Annotated in this window: 24 protein-coding genes; 19 read left to right on the top strand and 5 right to left on the bottom strand. The window is 44.8% G+C overall.

Translation table 11 applies throughout. The features are described 5' to 3' along the window. Position 1: 1 nt before the first annotated feature. Entirely contained in the window at positions 2–196 is a 195-nt protein-coding gene (locus DYH48_RS11460; protein WP_012089987.1) for a Cro/CI family transcriptional regulator, read from the bottom strand. Positions 197–301: 105 nt separating this feature from the next. On the opposite strand from DYH48_RS11460, the gene DYH48_RS11465 reads away from it, so the two are divergent. Then, positions 302–991 carry a S24 family peptidase gene (locus DYH48_RS11465; RefSeq protein WP_115334841.1) on the top strand — a complete coding sequence of 230 codons (690 nt, stop codon included), beginning with the start codon at positions 302–304 and terminating at the stop codon, positions 989–991. Positions 992–1,209: 218 nt separating this feature from the next. On the opposite strand, the gene DYH48_RS11475 is transcribed toward DYH48_RS11465, so the two are convergent. Together DYH48_RS11475 and DYH48_RS11480 are read right to left on the bottom strand one after the other, a co-directional pair. Beyond that, positions 1,210–1,923 carry a hypothetical protein gene (locus DYH48_RS11475; protein ID WP_115334843.1) on the bottom strand — a complete coding sequence of 238 codons (714 nt, stop codon included), beginning with the start codon at positions 1,921–1,923 and terminating at the stop codon, positions 1,210–1,212. 118 nt (positions 1,924–2,041) lie between these two features. Continuing rightward, positions 2,042–2,917 (bottom strand): hypothetical protein, encoded by an 876-nt coding sequence (locus tag DYH48_RS11480; RefSeq protein ID WP_115334844.1) that lies wholly within the window; start codon positions 2,915–2,917, stop codon positions 2,042–2,044. Positions 2,918–3,544: 627 nt separating this feature from the next. Here DYH48_RS11480 and DYH48_RS11485 point away from each other — a divergent pair. The 14 genes from DYH48_RS11485 to DYH48_RS11555 all read left to right on the top strand — a co-directional run bounded on the left by DYH48_RS11485 (position 3,545) and on the right by DYH48_RS11555 (position 10,039). After that, positions 3,545–3,907 (top strand): forkhead box protein, encoded by a 363-nt coding sequence (locus DYH48_RS11485; protein ID WP_115334845.1) that lies wholly within the window; start codon positions 3,545–3,547, stop codon positions 3,905–3,907. Positions 3,908–4,033: 126 nt separating this feature from the next. After that, the gene (locus DYH48_RS11490; protein ID WP_115334846.1) at positions 4,034–4,381 is read left to right on the top strand and encodes a hypothetical protein; all 348 of its coding nucleotides are present in this window, start codon (positions 4,034–4,036) and stop codon (positions 4,379–4,381) included. 30 nt (positions 4,382–4,411) lie between these two features. Beyond that, positions 4,412–5,041, top strand: coding sequence for a hypothetical protein (locus tag DYH48_RS11495; RefSeq protein WP_115334847.1), 630 nt, complete (start codon positions 4,412–4,414; stop codon positions 5,039–5,041). Next, positions 5,038–5,427: a hypothetical protein gene (locus tag DYH48_RS11500; RefSeq protein WP_115334848.1), complete on the top strand. Its 390-nt coding sequence runs from the start codon at positions 5,038–5,040 to the stop codon at positions 5,425–5,427. The genes DYH48_RS11495 and DYH48_RS11500 overlap by 4 nt, the downstream gene beginning before the upstream one ends. Further along, the gene (locus tag DYH48_RS11505; RefSeq protein ID WP_115334849.1) at positions 5,424–6,074 is read left to right on the top strand and encodes an ASCH domain-containing protein; all 651 of its coding nucleotides are present in this window, start codon (positions 5,424–5,426) and stop codon (positions 6,072–6,074) included. Before DYH48_RS11500 ends, DYH48_RS11505 begins: the two co-directional genes overlap by 4 nt. Continuing rightward, the gene (locus tag DYH48_RS11510) at positions 6,071–6,364 is read left to right on the top strand and encodes a hypothetical protein (protein ID WP_012089044.1); all 294 of its coding nucleotides are present in this window, start codon (positions 6,071–6,073) and stop codon (positions 6,362–6,364) included. Before DYH48_RS11505 ends, DYH48_RS11510 begins: the two co-directional genes overlap by 4 nt. Further along, positions 6,365–6,643, top strand: coding sequence for a hypothetical protein (locus tag DYH48_RS11515; protein ID WP_115334850.1), 279 nt, complete (start codon positions 6,365–6,367; stop codon positions 6,641–6,643). It begins immediately after the preceding gene. Continuing rightward, a complete protein-coding gene (locus tag DYH48_RS11520) occupies positions 6,640–6,870 on the top strand; it encodes a hypothetical protein (protein WP_012586784.1) in 231 nt (76 codons plus the stop codon). The genes DYH48_RS11515 and DYH48_RS11520 overlap by 4 nt, the downstream gene beginning before the upstream one ends. Continuing rightward, entirely contained in the window at positions 6,867–7,475 is a 609-nt protein-coding gene (locus tag DYH48_RS11525) for a hypothetical protein (RefSeq protein ID WP_115334851.1), read from the top strand. The genes DYH48_RS11520 and DYH48_RS11525 overlap by 4 nt, the downstream gene beginning before the upstream one ends. After that, a complete protein-coding gene (locus DYH48_RS11530; protein ID WP_115334852.1) occupies positions 7,472–7,792 on the top strand; it encodes a hypothetical protein in 321 nt (106 codons plus the stop codon). Before DYH48_RS11525 ends, DYH48_RS11530 begins: the two co-directional genes overlap by 4 nt. Further along, positions 7,789–8,103: a hypothetical protein gene (locus tag DYH48_RS11535; RefSeq protein ID WP_113941495.1), complete on the top strand. Its 315-nt coding sequence runs from the start codon at positions 7,789–7,791 to the stop codon at positions 8,101–8,103. The genes DYH48_RS11530 and DYH48_RS11535 overlap by 4 nt, the downstream gene beginning before the upstream one ends. A 178-nt stretch (positions 8,104–8,281) precedes the next feature. Further along, positions 8,282–8,638, top strand: a complete 357-nt coding sequence (locus tag DYH48_RS11545; protein ID WP_115334853.1) for a hypothetical protein — start codon at positions 8,282–8,284, stop codon at positions 8,636–8,638. Beyond that, the gene (locus DYH48_RS11550) at positions 8,635–8,865 is read left to right on the top strand and encodes an excisionase (protein WP_012088952.1); all 231 of its coding nucleotides are present in this window, start codon (positions 8,635–8,637) and stop codon (positions 8,863–8,865) included. The genes DYH48_RS11545 and DYH48_RS11550 overlap by 4 nt, the downstream gene beginning before the upstream one ends. Further along, entirely contained in the window at positions 8,855–10,039 is a 1,185-nt protein-coding gene (locus tag DYH48_RS11555; protein WP_115334854.1) for a phage integrase Arm DNA-binding domain-containing protein, read from the top strand. Before DYH48_RS11550 ends, DYH48_RS11555 begins: the two co-directional genes overlap by 11 nt. A gap of 301 nt (positions 10,040–10,340) precedes the next feature. Here DYH48_RS11555 and DYH48_RS11560 read toward each other — a convergent pair whose 3' ends face one another. Continuing rightward, the gene (locus DYH48_RS11560; protein WP_115334855.1) at positions 10,341–11,270 is read right to left on the bottom strand and encodes a DNA ligase; all 930 of its coding nucleotides are present in this window, start codon (positions 11,268–11,270) and stop codon (positions 10,341–10,343) included. Between the two features lie 279 nt (positions 11,271–11,549). On the opposite strand from DYH48_RS11560, the gene DYH48_RS11565 reads away from it, so the two are divergent. Next, positions 11,550–11,921 carry a diacylglycerol kinase gene (locus DYH48_RS11565; protein WP_006081347.1) on the top strand — a complete coding sequence of 124 codons (372 nt, stop codon included), beginning with the start codon at positions 11,550–11,552 and terminating at the stop codon, positions 11,919–11,921. Positions 11,922–11,931: 10 nt separating this feature from the next. Here DYH48_RS11565 and hdfR read toward each other — a convergent pair whose 3' ends face one another. Then, positions 11,932–12,801, bottom strand: coding sequence for an HTH-type transcriptional regulator HdfR (gene hdfR / locus DYH48_RS11570; protein WP_006086379.1), 870 nt, complete (start codon positions 12,799–12,801; stop codon positions 11,932–11,934). 108 nt (positions 12,802–12,909) lie between these two features. Between hdfR and DYH48_RS11575 the strand changes: the two genes are divergently transcribed. The 3 genes from DYH48_RS11575 to DYH48_RS11585 all read left to right on the top strand — a co-directional run bounded on the left by DYH48_RS11575 (position 12,910) and on the right by DYH48_RS11585 (position 15,619). Next, the gene (locus DYH48_RS11575) at positions 12,910–13,353 is read left to right on the top strand and encodes a MaoP family protein (protein ID WP_012587831.1); all 444 of its coding nucleotides are present in this window, start codon (positions 12,910–12,912) and stop codon (positions 13,351–13,353) included. Between the two features lie 20 nt (positions 13,354–13,373). Beyond that, on the top strand, positions 13,374–14,360 hold the full coding sequence (locus DYH48_RS11580; protein ID WP_011846616.1) for an ATP-grasp domain-containing protein: 987 nt from the start codon (positions 13,374–13,376) through the stop codon (positions 14,358–14,360). Positions 14,361–14,755: 395 nt separating this feature from the next. Continuing rightward, positions 14,756–15,619, top strand: a complete 864-nt coding sequence (locus tag DYH48_RS11585) for a DUF481 domain-containing protein (protein ID WP_006086376.1) — start codon at positions 14,756–14,758, stop codon at positions 15,617–15,619. Positions 15,620–15,672 lie beyond the last annotated feature (53 nt).

The following is a 15,672-nucleotide window of genomic DNA, read 5'->3' on the forward strand; positions in this document are numbered from 1 at the left end:
ATTAAGCGGCATGCTCAGGGCTCATTAACGGCAACTCAGTCGCCTTGAGTTCACCACCAGTTAACCGTTCGATTTGATAAGCACGGAGTTCGGGAACATCTTCCCCCCACTGGCTAATTGCCGATTTAGTAACACTCAAAGCCTCAGCCAGTTTTAGCTTGTTTCCAAAATGCGAGATCGCATCTTTCGTTTTCATAGACAAACTCCGACAAGTAATTTTAACCGAGGTTAAGAAAACTCAACTCAAATGTCAACAAAAGAAAAGGTAACTTGACTTACGTTAAGTTAAGATAGCTTTACTATGATGAATGAACGCATTAAACAAAGACGCAAAGAGCTAGGTTTTACACAGCCAGCCATTGCCAAAAAAATAGGCTTAACTAAAGCCACAGTATCGCTTTGGGAATCAGGCTCTACCTCTCCTAAAGGCGAGAACCTGCATGCCTTAGCGAAAGCCTTAAGCTGCTCACCCGAATATCTTCTCTTTGGAAATAAAGAAACTAAACCGGAATCCAACGCTGAATGGGCTGGCGGTTTTGAGATATGGGATAGTGATACCCCATTAGGGGAAGATGAAGTTGAAATACCGTTTTACATGGAAGTGGAGCTAGCCGCAGGGGATGGCATTCTCGAGTGCCGCGAATTTAAAGGGCCGAAACTGCGCTTTACTAAGAGCACTCTTAAACGTCAAGGTGTGAATAGTGACTATGCGGCTTGTGTCAAAGTGAATGGCAACAGCATGGAGCCCATATTACCCCACGGCTCAACAGTAGGTGTTGATACCTCAGCCACCGATGTAATCGACGGCAAAATGTACGCAGTGAACCATGATGGCATGCTACGTATCAAAGTGCTGTATAAATTACCCGGTGGTGGTTTACGTCTTCGTAGCTACAACACTGACGAATATCCTGATGAACGCCTTGATGCCGACCAAGTGAAACAGATCAAAGTGATCGGCAAAGTGTTTTGGTATTCAGTACTGTTGTAAAAACGATTTAATTCCAAATAGCTCTTCTTATGTATTTTGGGTCTAATCTTATTAGACATTAGCCTATTCGGATTAACTATTCTATTAGCAAATAAAGCATGTAATGCCAGCTTAAGGGGCTGACAACGCTACTACCAAGTTTCCGCATGACACTGAAACCACAGAAATCAACACACAGTAAAAATGCCACGCCTTGGAAGTCCCTCTTGAGGCGTTTGTTAAGTGCGCCGCCAAGGAGCAGCATCAAAAAACTTTAATTTTAGCCCAATACTTTCTGCTTCTTCTAACTCAATATGCATTTCATCAAACAAGTTAGGCATTACGTAGTTATTAAACTGAATTCGGTTCATAAGTACTGCTGTTAAATCATCCTCACTCAAAGGAACAAGTTCTGAGAACAAGTAATTGTAAAAGCTGAACACTGCTTTAAGTACTTCATAAGCATGAATGTTACTCCAGAACATTGAGCATTTGGGAATTTTCAGTTCCGTGTGTAATTTACCCTCCAAATCCATAGGTAAGATCCAATTCTCCATACCGTCTTTTGGTTTACCAATATCGGTTTTGATTTTGGTTCCTTTTTGATGCACAAACTGATTGCGGACATGAAGTAGCTCTTTTACTTTTTGAACTATATTATTCCCGTAGTCTAAACCTGATAATTGGTGTTCAACTCGTAAATACATGTCTATTTTAGATAAAGCAGGCATCCTGTCTAAATCATTTAATGTTTGCGGCGATACTTCAATTTGCTGAAATAAAGCATTGGCGCAGTTCTCGATAGACAGGACAGACGCACAAATAGACGAACGAGAAAAACGATTACACCTGTAACTACTATTTTCATTCTGTTTCGCTTGAGAATGCTGCACTAACGCATCACACAACAAGTCAAAAAATCCGACGTGCATAAATTGAGCTGGAATTTTCATAGACTAAACCTTTATTTTTCACCCTTAGCACTTAACGCTTTGCTAAGCGGAAAATTATGGTTGGCTAAAATGTGCGAGGCACGAGCAACAGCCAACTGTAATTTGCCCTTTTAAGCAACTAATTTATTCCAGTCATATTTGCTAGTATTCCACCAACAAAGGATACAATAATACCAAGCAATACAATAATTAATATGAAACTTCTAATACCCTCTGTTTTTTTGAAATGTTCAGAGTAGTCTCCCCAAATAAAGTTATAAACTAGGTAGTAGCGCTGTAAGAACATAAATAGTCCTATTAGACTAACAATTCCAACAAAACCATAAGAGATAATAGAACTAAAAGAATCCCCAAATATTGAGCTTCTACTTTCTCTAGCTTGTTCTATTAAAATAAGTGCATCAATTGTTGTAACTAATTCACCTTTATCTTTAGCCTCTATTAATAAGCTACTAGTACCTACTTGTGATGATTTACTTACAAGTAGTAAAGGAATGAGCATTACCAACATTAGAATCAATGGAAGTAAAGCTCTTAAAGGTGAACTTCGCTTTCCTGATAAACCAAGTTGATTAGGGCAAAAACGTTTGATCTTTTCAATTCTTTCTTGAATTAAAGAGCTAGATATAAAAACCCAATCCCTTGAATTTCCTTGGATATTATACCAAATTGATGTTGTCCCGGGATCTTCATTTAAATCAGCATTATTAAACCCTATGTTTACTGATATAGAGTCTCCATCTAAATCTGCTTCAAAAACAGCAACTAACTTTATGATCTGAGAAGAACCTAGATTCTCTTGATTGAAAACACTTTCTAATGAATCTGTTTTACTAATAGCTCCATTTTTGTATTTTATTTCATACGAAATGGTAGGTTTAAGTGAAGTTGAAAGTTTTTGGTATTGCTCTATAACAACATCAATGGTTCTTCTTAAATCTTGTTCATTCAAGACAAATCCGTATTCAAATCGTTTTTTAGCTTCTACAAGCATTTACTATATCCTTAAAACCTAGCGTCTTAGTATTTATGCGTGTTTACCTCATTAGACCAGTTAAATACGCACAGTTAACTCTCTGTATGCAAAGAACTTATCAGCTTTTAATCAAATACACCATCCGGAAAAACGCGCATGTGCGTTTTACAAACCTATTAACTAATTTTGGGTAAGCATATCCACATGATTTTATGTGCTTTATTAATTGTAGGTTGGAAAATCATGCAAAAAAATGAGTTAAAAAACACTCAAAAGTATCTAAACTTAAATACGACTGTATACCCATACATTGCTAATCACTTTACGGAAGGACCAACATTAGCCAAATAGATGAAAATTTGTAGGACAACAGGTGAGGGAATTTTCGATTGTTCTAACGAGCCAAAACACTTTTGTGACATAAAAGAGCAATCTGCCTCATCTATTAAAATGGCTTTACCTAACATCACCATAAATCCTCTTTAGCTCAATACCTTACTTTACATAAACACTCGTACAAAAAGCCATCAAATCAAAATCAACTAAACTTTAGTCAAGTTTTTTAAACCAATCAGCTTGACTCGCAAGTCAAGTTATCTTAACTTTGCACTTGTGCTCAATAAACCCACTACCGAGGACAAGGAAATGATTCTAGCGAAAGTTCACACCACACCTAAGCAACGCGATGAGTTTCGTCTACTGGTTGCAATACGTTTTGCCTGCTTGATGGCGCTGGCCAAGGGCCACACCGACCCAATGGATTGCCCACGGGTGCAAGCCCGCTGCAATGAGCTGGTAAAGCATTTTGCCTATCACCACCCAAGCGCCGCCTTTTACCGCCAGTTCATTCGCCACACGGGCGAACTTGGGCTCAATTTCTGCCTGCGCTTCACTGAGCCCCAACAAGGCTTGTACGGCAAGGTGATGGTGTGGCGCAACGACCCGCAAGCCGTCACTAATGTGCATCCGCTGCACACGATGACGACAGCCACGCCCGTCGGCCGCTAACGCGGTAGAGCCGCAGAACCGCCGCGAACATTCACGATTTAGGCTATCTAGGCAAAGCAACCAAGGGGTGATGGTCCATATCCCTGTAACGATAACGGCGACAGTTTCACCTTGTTGGAGGCATTTATGTTTTTTGTTTACGGCGTGTCCATGACCTTAGCGAAAAATCAAGCGGCCAAAAAGTGCAGCACCTCAGTAGGCGCGCACCCTAACCGCCGTCAACTGAGCCCCGACGAGTACCAAGCTAAGTTGGATGAGATGGCGCAGCACTTGTTTGAAACCATTAAGCCACAACGCCTGTCGCATTCGTTATCGACGCCCGCGCTGTGCCAGCAATATATCGTGTTAGCCATGACCCAAGAAGCCCACCGCGATGTGCATATTCGCTATCACAAGCTGTCGGACAAGGTGAACCCCAAAACCAAGAAACCCATCATCAATCTGGTGGTGTTTAACGGCGAAGCCGCAGCATAGCTCGGCTGATTCAAAAGGAAGGAATAGCGTATGAACCACCCAACGAGAGAGTCATTTTTAAACGATGTGGCCGAACATCAACTCACCATTCTTAAAGATGATGGCGTGTTCCGTCACATGGAACTCAGCCAAGGCAGCTTTGAGCATCGCTTTGAGATAACAACATGGCCGCAGCATTTGTGCATCAGTGGCGATATGGGCTGTTACGTATTTTCTCGGGTTCAGGACATGTTTAGCTTCTTTCGCCAAAGCGGTGATGACTGGGGCGTGAATGCGAGTTACTGGGAAGAAAAGGTACTGGCTGAGTGTAAAACCGATGGCACTCGTGAGTTTGATGCCAAGGAAGCCGATCAACGCCTTGAGCAGTTTTTGCAGTGGTTTATCGAAGGGCTCGATCCAACGAACGAAGAAGAGGCAGAGGCGATTAGCAGCGCGACCAATGCTGTTAAGGAGTTTACCCAAAACCGCGAGAACGCCGAGTGGGATGTGGTTTATCGCCTCAATAATTGGGATGAGGAAGATGCAGGCGGCATGACGTTAGATGATTTTTGGGATGGCTGGAAAGACCCCTTCACCTATCGCTTTATCTGGTGCTGTTTCGCGATTTTTTTTGCCATCCGCCAATACGACGAAGCCACCCAAAGCAAGGAGGCAGCATGAGCAACGAACATGATTTTTACGCCAAACATTACCCTTGGCTCAATGCAGATCAACGTGAGTGTTTTGATTTCCTTTGTGACATTCACAACGGCGGCAATCACATGTTTGGCAAAATCCAAGCCTGTGGTGACCACGGATTATCAATCAACAGTACTAGCGCGCATTACATGTCTACCTTCGACTATAGCGCTCTAACGACTGCCGTCGTTCTTGCACATGACCGCATGATCCGCTTTCAAATCGAGCCATCGGGCCCGCGCATGTTAAAGCTCGTTGCACATAAGCGCCATCAGCGTGAAGGCCGAATGAATGAGCGTCATCCCAGCATGGAAGACGCGATTAACAATGTAAGGAAGCAATACCCATGTGACGAGGTGGCAGCATGAAACAGCGCCCTATTATCTTCAACACCGAAATGGTGCGCGCCATCCTTGATGGCCGTAAAACACAGACGCGCAGAATGTTTAAAGCTCAGCCGCATGATGATTGGGCGCCATTTTCTAGAAATGCCGAATGGTATACACCGACAGTCATTGATAAGCACGGATTCTATCAACCAGCCAATGATGATGTTTTTGGGGTTAGCAGCGAAGATTGCGCGTTTATTTCACCGTTCGGCACGCTTGGTGATCAGCTGTGGGTACGTGAGGCAATGACCAAAGCACACTGGCCTGATTTGCATTATGTCAGTGGCGGATTAACGGCAGGTACGGGTGATGAAGACTTTGATTACCGTGGCGCTGAATATCGCGGGTTTATTCCCTCTATCCACATGCCACGCTGGGCGGCGCGCATTCTACTGGAAGTCACTGCGATCAGGGTTGAGCGATTGAATGAGATCTCAGAAGACGATGCCATAAAAGAGGGTTTTGATCATTCACGCTCAGCCGCGGCGAAATCGGCGGGCTGGTATGAGAAACCGCGCGCCGCATTCCTGCGTACTTGGGAGCAAATCTATCACAACGTTGATGCTAACCCGTGGGTGTGGGTGATCGAGTTCAGGGTGATCAGTACCACAGGCGGTGAAGCATGAACCACTTACTCCCAGGCTTTGAATCACAAGAGCGCGTTGCGTTATTGCTGTCGCTTACCCGTATTAGTTCACCCGAGGTGATTGCCGCATTAACGCTGCATTACACCAGCGCCCTACCCGCCGAACGTGCGGCGGCTCGCCACGGGATTGAACTTTCAAACTTTATGCGCGGGCAAAAGAAGCTAGAGCAAATCGCCGCCACGGTCGAGGCCATTAAAGCCATCGACTGGGCCAAGCTGCAATTAACTCATTTGCAATCAAGCCCTTTGCAACCGAAGCAGGTGGCCTAAATGACTCAATCAGCGGCGTTTCGCCATCTGCTAAATCATTACCGTAGCCATAAGTTGAGCCTGTTACTCAAGGCCACAACGGGCGACAGCATCAAAATCGCGCTGGCACTCGGCGCGTTAGATTGCCTGTACTGGCAAGCATTGGGCAACGGCTTAACCAACTTAGCTAAGGGCATTAACCGCACCATAGTGTATTCGTACCGATATCACCCAATGCGCCTGCCCTGCCATTCGCCAGTCAGCCAAACCAGCGACAACCAAAACAAGGAGGCGGCATGAATACGTTTAGCACCAAAGATGGCGTGGTCACGTTATCTAAGCCCTACTCCACCTTGATGTGCGATCAGCAACAAATCGAAGTGAAATACACTCCCAACAATTACCACGGCTGGGGCATTTGTAAGTCTTTTAACGCCATCGAGTGCAGCGACTTCGGCCAAGCCGACGCCGAAGTATTTGCACTCAACGCAGAATCAAAACTCAGGATAAAAGGAGAAGCAGCATGAACACACCCAAGATAAAAGCGTTTCAAGTACAAGAACATTGCGAGGGCGCAGCATGCATTGTGTTTCATCAACATGCTGCCGCCGCTCGCCGCATAGGTGCGGGCGAACTCAATCTGACCTTTGAAGATGATATGTCAGTTACTCGCTGCCCTGAATATGACCAATACGCAGAGCAAGGCAACGTGCCTTATCAAGTGTTACTGGCAGATGGTTGGTGTTTTACCTGTTACCACTGCGGCAACCCAATTAAAGCCGAAGATGATGACGGCAATGCGACGGACATTGAAGCGGTGATCTGCATTGGCGAGGCGTTTTATTGCAACGCGGCGTGCCATACACAAAAGCAAGCTGACATTACGCAGCACAATGCTAAGGCCGAAGCCTTTAAGCAACAGCTGTTATCACTGCGCCCTGATCTGACCTTCACGGCGTTTAACGGTGCATATCCACAACTGTATTGCACTGCGACATTTACTTTTGAGGGTGCTCAATATGGCGGCTCAGTGGCCTATGACAAGGCTGGCGAGCTTGATTGGCGAGTATCAAACACTGATTTGCCCGCATGGCAAACATATGAAGCCCAGCGCCAAGGAGAAGTAGCATGAAGTCGATACAAGCAGCAACAGTTGAACGTGAAGAAGGTTATTGGACCCATCCAGATTTGCCCGAGTGGGATGAAGGGGTAACACGCGCAGAGTGTGAAGCATGGGCGGCACGCCATGGCGGCGAGTTTGTGGCGATTTGGTTTGAACTCGATGCGCCTGAAAACCTCATCGAACGTTACTTTGACGAGGGCGACAACGATATCAGCGATTGGCACCCCATTTGCGACAAAGCCGGCTCATTCTTGCTGAGTATTCACGACACCGAAGATGGCCCCGTCGCACTGTTCTTCGCCCCGAAAGATAAGGAAGCAGCATGAAGCAGCTTTCACTATCTGAACGGCTAAAGCAGTTCGCTACAGATCAAGACGACTTATCTCGTCGTGGTGAAAAGAATCTTGCGGCTGAGGCAGCGCAAGAAATTGACACTCTAACAGCTGAGCGCGGCCAGCTGGCGATGCAGGTGGATAAGCTCAAAACTTTCATATCTACACAAGCACTGCCAAACCTATTTGTATTAAGTAATGACTATCCACAGTGCCTAGGAATCGAGAGTGCAATAACTGATGCGAACGAGCTTCTAAAAATTTGCGGCCAAGAAAAAAGCGTAACAAATGGTGGTAAACAATGAAGAAGATGGCAAAGCCTGCTGGGCTAATAGTTTCATGTCCACACTGTGGCGGTGAAAATACGATTTACGCATCAGATCTATGCGAAAACGAATTTGTCTGTTCATGGGCGCATTGTGAAAAGGAGTTTGCAACGTGTGGCGAGGATGATTTTCATCGTTACATTGAGGATGGTAAGCAATGAGCTGGTCAAATTGTGGTGAAGATAGTATCGGCAGACCCATTGGTTATGCCTTCGAAGCAACCTGTGATCATCCGGGTTGCCACAAACAAATCGACCGTGGCCTTTCTTATGCGTGTGGTGGTATGCATGGCGAAGATGAGATCAGCTGCGAGGGTTATTTCTGTGAAGTGCATAGACCAACCTTTGTCGAACATTGCGGCCGTACCTATCAGATTTGCAGTCAATGCACCAAAGCATTAATCGACTCTGGTGAATGGCAAGAAGATGAGGATGAAGGCTGTTTAACGCAGGTAAGGCACGATGATGAACACTGCAACAATGCTGGCGCTGACTTAATCAGGAGTCCGATATGATCGAGCAATATATTACCCTTGAAGATTGGGCGAAAATGCATATCGCCTTCTCTGTATCAAAAGCGACTTTGCAGGCTTGGGCAAAGTCAGGGTCCATTGTACCAAGACCAATTAAGCTCGGTAGACGCTGGGCGGTTAAATCCAATGCGATTTACGTAGACCCGACTCAGGTTGTGGTCAGTGATATAAGCGACCCTGTTATCAGGAGAATCCTCAATGGCGGCTAGACCACGTAAATTCGACCTAGGTGTAGAAAATCTTTATTGCCGGCAAGATGCTCGCAATGGTGAAGTTTATTACCAGTACCGAGATCCCCGCAATGGGGCCTTTAGAGGGCTAGGTAAAGATAGAACCATCGCAAAGGAACGAGCAAGCGCATTAAATCTGTTAATTGCTCAACAACTTGCAAGTGCGTTTATCGATAACTATAACGCTAGGCCGGAACGTGTGGCACAACATGGCATTGCCTTTAAAAAGTGGGTTGAAAAATATATTGCTATCCAGGGCGATAGATTAAATAACGGCGAGATCAGACTCAACACGTTTAAAACCCGTAAGTCTCAGGCGACTATTGCTATAAAAGCGATGGGCAATATTCCCCTCAAAGACATATCAACCAAAGACTGTTACGAGCTGATGCAGTCTTTAAGAGCGCAAGGAAAAGAAAGAACTGCGCAGGCGGTGAGATCAGTACTGATTGATATTTTCAAAGAAGCCGCTCAAGCGGGAGAAATCACCGGTGGATTTAATCCCGCATCGGCAACCAAATCCCCACGGGTAAACGTCATTCGGGATCGGCTTGAACTAGAGGCCGTGAATCAAATCCTCGCGGTTGCCGAAACCAAAGAGCCGTGGGTTAAAAATACCATTCTGCTCGCATTGGTGACTGGGCAGCGCCGCGTTGATATCGCTAACATGCAATTTAAAAAGGGCAACGATTGGGAAAAACTGTATCAAAATTGGAAAACAGGAAATCGTTCGAAGCCGCCCTACTCCTACGTTGAAGGCGAATGGTTGCATGTGTTTCAGCAGAAAACCTCAACAATGCTCAAGCTGCCGCTGGGACTTAAACTTGAGGCGTTAGATTTGAGCATTGGCAATGTTGTTTTATCGTGCCGTAGCCGCTGTGTATCTAAATACCTGATCCACCATCAACACGGTATTAGAGGTGCAACCATAGGTGGGCAAGTGTTTGTTGATACCATTACCAAACGCTTTTCTGAATGCCGCGATGAGCTTGGTCCATCGACCACGACCTTTCACGAATTACGGTCACTTTCAGAAAGACTCTATAGCGGTCAGGGAATCGACACTCAAATCTTACTTGGTCACAAAGACCCGCGAACCACTGCTGCATATCATGATATACGTGGCCAGATGTGGATAGAGCTAGTGATTTAGCACCAGAAATCACACAGCGTTTTGGAGAGGAATTTTGGAGAGATTTTGGAGAGAGGTTTTTATCTAACAATTACAATGAGTTAAATTTCAAGCAGATATTGCCCATACACACCATTAATATGCGTTGCACTCTCGCCTCTTTCATTTCATTCAATCCTTCAACAGTCAAAGCTTATCCATCGTCATGATTAATTGATTAAATGTGCTTTGTGCCTTAGTTGTCAAATTAAAGTCAAACTAAAGTGAAATAAAGTCTACTAAAACAAGTGCTTGCACTAAGTCTCGTTAACCATACACGCCCCTATTGTTGACTGTCGATCTTATCTATATCGATGCGTACCCGCAGGAAACTGGCAAATCTGGGTAAGCCATTTACGGTAAGACCCAGATATTTATAGGTGATGATTGCACCCACGGCGGGGGGATGCTGACGCTCTGCGAGATTAAAACCTGTGCCTATGTTGAAAATCCGGCCGTCTGGAGTTTGCACTCTTATTGCACCCATTTGCCCTGCAAATTGACCTTTGCCTGGTATATGGCCGATCACTGTCGCTTCAGCATCATAATAGGGTTTTAATTTCATCAAATTAGGATTGCGGCCACTGACATACATCGCGGAGCTGCGATGCAGCATTAATCCTTCAGCGCCTTTAGCAACTAAGCTATCAAGTTTTTGATACAGAGCTTCAAGACTGTCCACTTGGAACTGCGCTATGACTTCAAGATAATGCGATTTGCCACTCAGTTTAGTTAACGCAAATTGATAGCGATGCTGAAAGTCGCCACCCGCCTTGGGAACATCGAACACCATAAATCGCACTTTGCGCCAGTCATCATCCTTGGCTGAGGTTTGTCGAACTATGCTCGACATAGCCTCAAACTGGCCTCGCCCAAGCCATAACTCACCATCGAGGGGATAATTCGGGAAATTTGCGATAAACCAAGTTGGAACAGCAATAAGATTACCTTGCCGAGTCAATAGTGCCTGACCATTCCAGTAACCTCGCACCCCGTCGAGTTTTTCGCTAATCAAAAAGTCCTGAATATGAATCTCTTGCTGGGCATCAAACTCGGTTGCCAACTGTATCGAAGGTGGTGAGGTTTGTGCATAAGTCACTGGGGCTAAACAACCGAATATCAGCAGACTGAGTAAGAGCAGACGTTGTTTGAAAAACCGAAAGCGGATAAACCGATAAAATGTTAAATCTTGTAACGGGTTGGTATGAGTCATTCCCTTGCTCACTCTGACAATATATCCTTCATTAAGCTTAGAACCCATAGCTAAAGTTGCACTAAAAAACCGTCGAAAGTCACTAAGCGCCTAAGTTAACAACGAATGTTGATGACGATTTTACTCAGTTAATTGTTTATGCGCTTTTCATCTCGGGCTATACTGCGGCCAAATTTATTGACTCAGTCAAATGTTAAAATCCACAACAGTTGGTTTTATCAAACCTGTTTGAATGAGCAACACCTCAGCGCGTTGTCGCTAATGTCTATTGGAAACACTATGAAACCAGCCAACAATCACGGTATTAAACGCATTTTCAGAGCGACGGGATTTTCGATGAAGGGCTTAAAGGCCGCTTGGGTCCACGAAGCCGCTTTTAGACAGGAATTAATGTTAGCCATCATCATGTTACCCGTGGCTTTGTGGGTTGATATCAGCACGATTGAACGTTTGTTGCTGATTTTTACACTGTTTATTGTGTTGATTGTTGAGCTTTTAAACTCGGCGATTGAAGCTGTGGTCGATCGTGTTGGCAGTGAAATTCACCCACTAAGCGGCCAAGCCAAGGACATTGCCTCGGCTGCCGTGTTTATGAGTCTTGCACTGTGTGGATTAACTTGGCTGGTCGTATTGGCGCCACTGGTGTTTTAACACAGACGTTTTAGATAGTCGCATGAGCAAACACTGAGCCATCGTCCCTTAAAAAGTCGATGGCTTGTTTGATCTGGGCTAAACGATCATTTTCCGCCCAATAGGCAACATACACATTTCTTGAAATGGCGCTGGCGCCACTGACGTGATGCAATTCGCCGCTGCGCAAAGCATGCTGCACCAAATGCTCGGGTAAGAAAGCACAACCACCATTATTTAAGATGAAATCCAAGGCGATACGCGCAGAGCTCGTGTGCAGTGTTGGCACAGGCAGTGACGCATATTCTTGCGCATGAACAATATTAAACGCCGTCCCCCAATCCACTTTTACATATTGCCCCGGCACCACGGCATTCACCGTTTGACCTTTTAGGCTCGAAACTAACAGCAAATTAATTTGCCCCAGCTGCACTAATTCAAATTGATCAAGCTTTGGCGGATCGAATGAAATCGCGATATCTAGGGTGCGGTCCATTAATTGGCGCGTCATCGCATTGGCAGGCAGCACTTCGGTGCGCAGCGCAACGCCGGGCAGCCCCACGTGCAATCCCTGTAAATAACCTTGCAAATAGGCATCCCAAATATTCGGCCCTGCACCAATGGCAAGCTGAGTCGACTGTAACTGACTGAGGGAAACATCTTGTTTAGCCCGCTCCCACGCCGTTAATACTGCCTCGGCATGGCCAAGCATGCGCTCGCCAGCTGGTGTGGGCTGAATGTTATTACGCTGCCGCTCAAACAGCGCGACGCCTAAAATGCTCTCAAGCTGTTTGACTCGAAAACTCACGGCACTGCGCGTGAGATACAGATTCTCGGCCGCTTTACCGAAATGGCGAGTACGGGAGACTTCAAGAAAGGTTTTCAGTAAATCGGTATCCATAAAAATTCTTGACCAACATAGGCAAATTTTTTTGATTTATAAATCAATAATACTAGCCAATACTCCAGTTGCAAATCTTTGTATATCAAAAACTAGAGGGTATCTGCCATGTCTGAACAGTCTTTTTCAAACGCTAACAAGGGTTCTGAGACGTTTAACGGCTCAGCTGCTGCCAGTTTTATCTCGCAAAAACGTTTCTACGATGACGCGAATTTCCCCAAAGGCTTCAAACGAAGCGGCGATTTTACTAATAAGGAAGCTGAACTGCTTGAATTGCATGGTCATGCAATGAAGAATTTAGCCGAAGGTAAAACCTTGCCCTGCACCTCCGATGAAGCTCAATTTGTGGAAGTCGCCAAAGGAAATATCGCGCCCAGTAGCTTGTTAGAGCAGATCTGGGTAAAGTATCGCAGGCTCGCCATGGGGAAACCCTTTTATGCCGTGGTTGGTACAGTGCATTTGCCTGCAACCAAGCCCGAAATAGAAGTTGAGGCTGTATTTGATATTGAAGATGATGTTCAGGATGAACCTGAACCCGAGGATAAAGAATGAAGATTAAGGTTTGCTACTAAATGCGTGGTTGGATTTTATATAAAGAAACCGCGACTCAGCTAAAACCTGAATGGTATGAAATTGAGCGTCTACTGGCGGCAGCAAAAGCCGACAACATACAGTTGGAAGTTTACGCACCTGATGAATTTGATCTGACTGTCACCAGAGAAGATAACAAGAGCATTTTATTGAATGGGCAAGCCGTCGAGCTGCCCGATTTTATTATTCCGCGAATGGGATCAGGCACAACTTACTTTGCCTTAGCCATTATTCGCCACTTAGAAAGATTAGGGGTGTATTGCCTCAATCCTTCTAAAGCCATTGAAATCGTTAAAGACAAATTATTCTCCCAGCAATTGTTGGCAGAGAAGAATTTGCCTACGCCTAAAACTATGTTGGTTAAGTTCCCCGTTGATATCGCCCTCGTAGAGCGCCATCTAGGCTTTCCTGTGGTGATTAAAACGCTTTCTGGCTCACAGGGCAGCGGTGTGTTTTTATCCCATAAGGCACGTGAATTTGACGATCTAATGCAGTTAATTGAAGCGACCAACAAAAACGCTAACATTATTCTGCAAGAGTTTATCGCTAACAGCCATGGCCGCGATCTTCGGGTATTTACCATCGGTGGTCGTGTTGCAGGTTGCTACGAAAGGCGTGGTCAAGAAGACAGCTTTAAAGCCAATGTCAGTGCCGGCGGCTCAGCGCGTCCATTTCAGATCACTCCTGAAATTGAATGGCTTGCCACGCAAACAGCCAATATTCTCGATCTCGATGTCGCGGGTATCGATTTATTGTTTGATAACGGCCATTACAAAATTTGCGAAGCAAACTCATCCCCAGGATTTGAAGGCTTAGAATCCTGTTTGAATGTGGATATTGCCGCGCAAATTTTACACTTTATTCGCATCCGTTTAGGCATGTTTAATAAAGATGAGCCAAGTAGCCCCAAAGTGGTCATTACTGACAATGTAGAAACGTCTGTGACGCCCGTTATCGAGCCTAAATAGCGGACGAGGGACAACTTAATATCTAGCGGTATCACGCCGCTAGATATTCTTAAATTGATTACTATCCCCCATTTATCATGTTTCACATCCATTGGCATCTCGCGCCACAAGCAAAGCTGCAATACTGAAGTCATTTCTAGGTAGCACTAGCCCCTCCCTTACTGTTTGCGTTAGTCCTTCAATCCACAATTGATGTGATGTTTCGCTCAAATTTCATTCAATGCCGCTAAAATAAGTCCTACTTTTGTTTTAAATCACAAATTTTCGCATTTTTTAAAACATTTTATTCACATCGCGAAATTTGCTGTTAAACTCCAAATGTCGATTTTTTATGGCACTAAAGTCTGACCTTATCGCTAAACATAATAAGAATAATGCTGGAGTTACTCCTTAACATGTCGATTCGCCTGTTACCCCTCATCATAGCGTCACTCGTCAGCACTCAAGTGCAAGCCGATGACTTTACTATTCAATTAGGCGGCTTCTACTCGCAATCAGACACCAATATGGAAGTCACTAACCCAGTTTCGGGTAATAACTTCACCTTAGATTATGAATCTGATCTCAAACTCGCTGAAAACGAATTCCTGCCTTTTATCGAGTTAAATTATCACTTCAACGAGCGGCACAATATCTACCTCGACTGGAAACAACTCCACCGTAGCGCCGACACCCAAGCCCTAGCCAAACCCTTCCAGCTCGAAATCAACGACACCATTTACGATATCAAAGCCGGCGGTAAGCTCAGTTCAACCTTAAACATCGATGTGCTGCGCTTAGGCTATGGTTATGATGTCTTTCAAGGCAGTAACTATGATGTGGGTCTGTCATTTGGTTTACACACTATGTTTATCAAGACAGGTTTTGAAGGTGTGATTGGTGTTTGCGCTTCGTCAGAATTACTCAATAACGTCTGTGGTAGCCAAGCGATTCCGCGCATTGTTGATGAAAATGTCACTGCACCACTGCCGGACTTTGGCATTTATGGACAGTATGAGTTTGTTCCAGGTTGGCAAGTAACCAGCCATGCACAGTATTTCTACATCACACTCAATGATGTAAAAGGCGAGCTTGTTGATATTAAAGTCGGTGTTGATGCACAAATCACCCCGAACTGGCGCATGAGCGTGGCCTATAACTACTACAAAGTTGATGTGGATATCGCCCAAAACTCGCCGAATAAAGACACTCAAATCGCCGATTACAATATCTATTACAGCTTTATCGGCCCTATGCTTTCCATCAGTTATTCTTTTTAATTCAAATATATTCCATTAAAACTGTTATTGTCTTAAATTGCCCACGCTTAGCT

The organism is Shewanella baltica, assembly GCF_900456975.1.
GTDB classification, from domain to species: domain Bacteria; phylum Pseudomonadota; class Gammaproteobacteria; order Enterobacterales; family Shewanellaceae; genus Shewanella; species Shewanella baltica.

Coding starts and splice junctions, on each gene's coding strand:
- DYH48_RS11460 (WP_012089987.1), bottom strand. CDS start 196: ATGAAAACGAAAGATGCGATCTCGCATTTTGGAAACAAGCTAAAACTG.
- DYH48_RS11465 (WP_115334841.1), top strand. CDS start 302: ATGATGAATGAACGCATTAAACAAAGACGCAAAGAGCTAGGTTTTACA.
- DYH48_RS11475 (WP_115334843.1), bottom strand. CDS start 1,923: ATGAAAATTCCAGCTCAATTTATGCACGTCGGATTTTTTGACTTGTTG.
- DYH48_RS11480 (WP_115334844.1), bottom strand. CDS start 2,917: ATGCTTGTAGAAGCTAAAAAACGATTTGAATACGGATTTGTCTTGAAT.
- DYH48_RS11485 (WP_115334845.1), top strand. CDS start 3,545: ATGATTCTAGCGAAAGTTCACACCACACCTAAGCAACGCGATGAGTTT.
- DYH48_RS11490 (WP_115334846.1), top strand. CDS start 4,034: ATGTTTTTTGTTTACGGCGTGTCCATGACCTTAGCGAAAAATCAAGCG.
- DYH48_RS11495 (WP_115334847.1), top strand. CDS start 4,412: ATGAACCACCCAACGAGAGAGTCATTTTTAAACGATGTGGCCGAACAT.
- DYH48_RS11500 (WP_115334848.1), top strand. CDS start 5,038: ATGAGCAACGAACATGATTTTTACGCCAAACATTACCCTTGGCTCAAT.
- DYH48_RS11505 (WP_115334849.1), top strand. CDS start 5,424: ATGAAACAGCGCCCTATTATCTTCAACACCGAAATGGTGCGCGCCATC.
- DYH48_RS11510 (WP_012089044.1), top strand. CDS start 6,071: ATGAACCACTTACTCCCAGGCTTTGAATCACAAGAGCGCGTTGCGTTA.
- DYH48_RS11515 (WP_115334850.1), top strand. CDS start 6,365: ATGACTCAATCAGCGGCGTTTCGCCATCTGCTAAATCATTACCGTAGC.
- DYH48_RS11520 (WP_012586784.1), top strand. CDS start 6,640: ATGAATACGTTTAGCACCAAAGATGGCGTGGTCACGTTATCTAAGCCC.
- DYH48_RS11525 (WP_115334851.1), top strand. CDS start 6,867: ATGAACACACCCAAGATAAAAGCGTTTCAAGTACAAGAACATTGCGAG.
- DYH48_RS11530 (WP_115334852.1), top strand. CDS start 7,472: ATGAAGTCGATACAAGCAGCAACAGTTGAACGTGAAGAAGGTTATTGG.
- DYH48_RS11535 (WP_113941495.1), top strand. CDS start 7,789: ATGAAGCAGCTTTCACTATCTGAACGGCTAAAGCAGTTCGCTACAGAT.
- DYH48_RS11545 (WP_115334853.1), top strand. CDS start 8,282: ATGAGCTGGTCAAATTGTGGTGAAGATAGTATCGGCAGACCCATTGGT.
- DYH48_RS11550 (WP_012088952.1), top strand. CDS start 8,635: ATGATCGAGCAATATATTACCCTTGAAGATTGGGCGAAAATGCATATC.
- DYH48_RS11555 (WP_115334854.1), top strand. CDS start 8,855: ATGGCGGCTAGACCACGTAAATTCGACCTAGGTGTAGAAAATCTTTAT.
- DYH48_RS11560 (WP_115334855.1), bottom strand. CDS start 11,270: ATGACTCATACCAACCCGTTACAAGATTTAACATTTTATCGGTTTATC.
- DYH48_RS11565 (WP_006081347.1), top strand. CDS start 11,550: ATGAAACCAGCCAACAATCACGGTATTAAACGCATTTTCAGAGCGACG.
- hdfR (WP_006086379.1), bottom strand. CDS start 12,801: ATGGATACCGATTTACTGAAAACCTTTCTTGAAGTCTCCCGTACTCGC.
- DYH48_RS11575 (WP_012587831.1), top strand. CDS start 12,910: ATGTCTGAACAGTCTTTTTCAAACGCTAACAAGGGTTCTGAGACGTTT.
- DYH48_RS11580 (WP_011846616.1), top strand. CDS start 13,374: ATGCGTGGTTGGATTTTATATAAAGAAACCGCGACTCAGCTAAAACCT.
- DYH48_RS11585 (WP_006086376.1), top strand. CDS start 14,756: ATGTCGATTCGCCTGTTACCCCTCATCATAGCGTCACTCGTCAGCACT.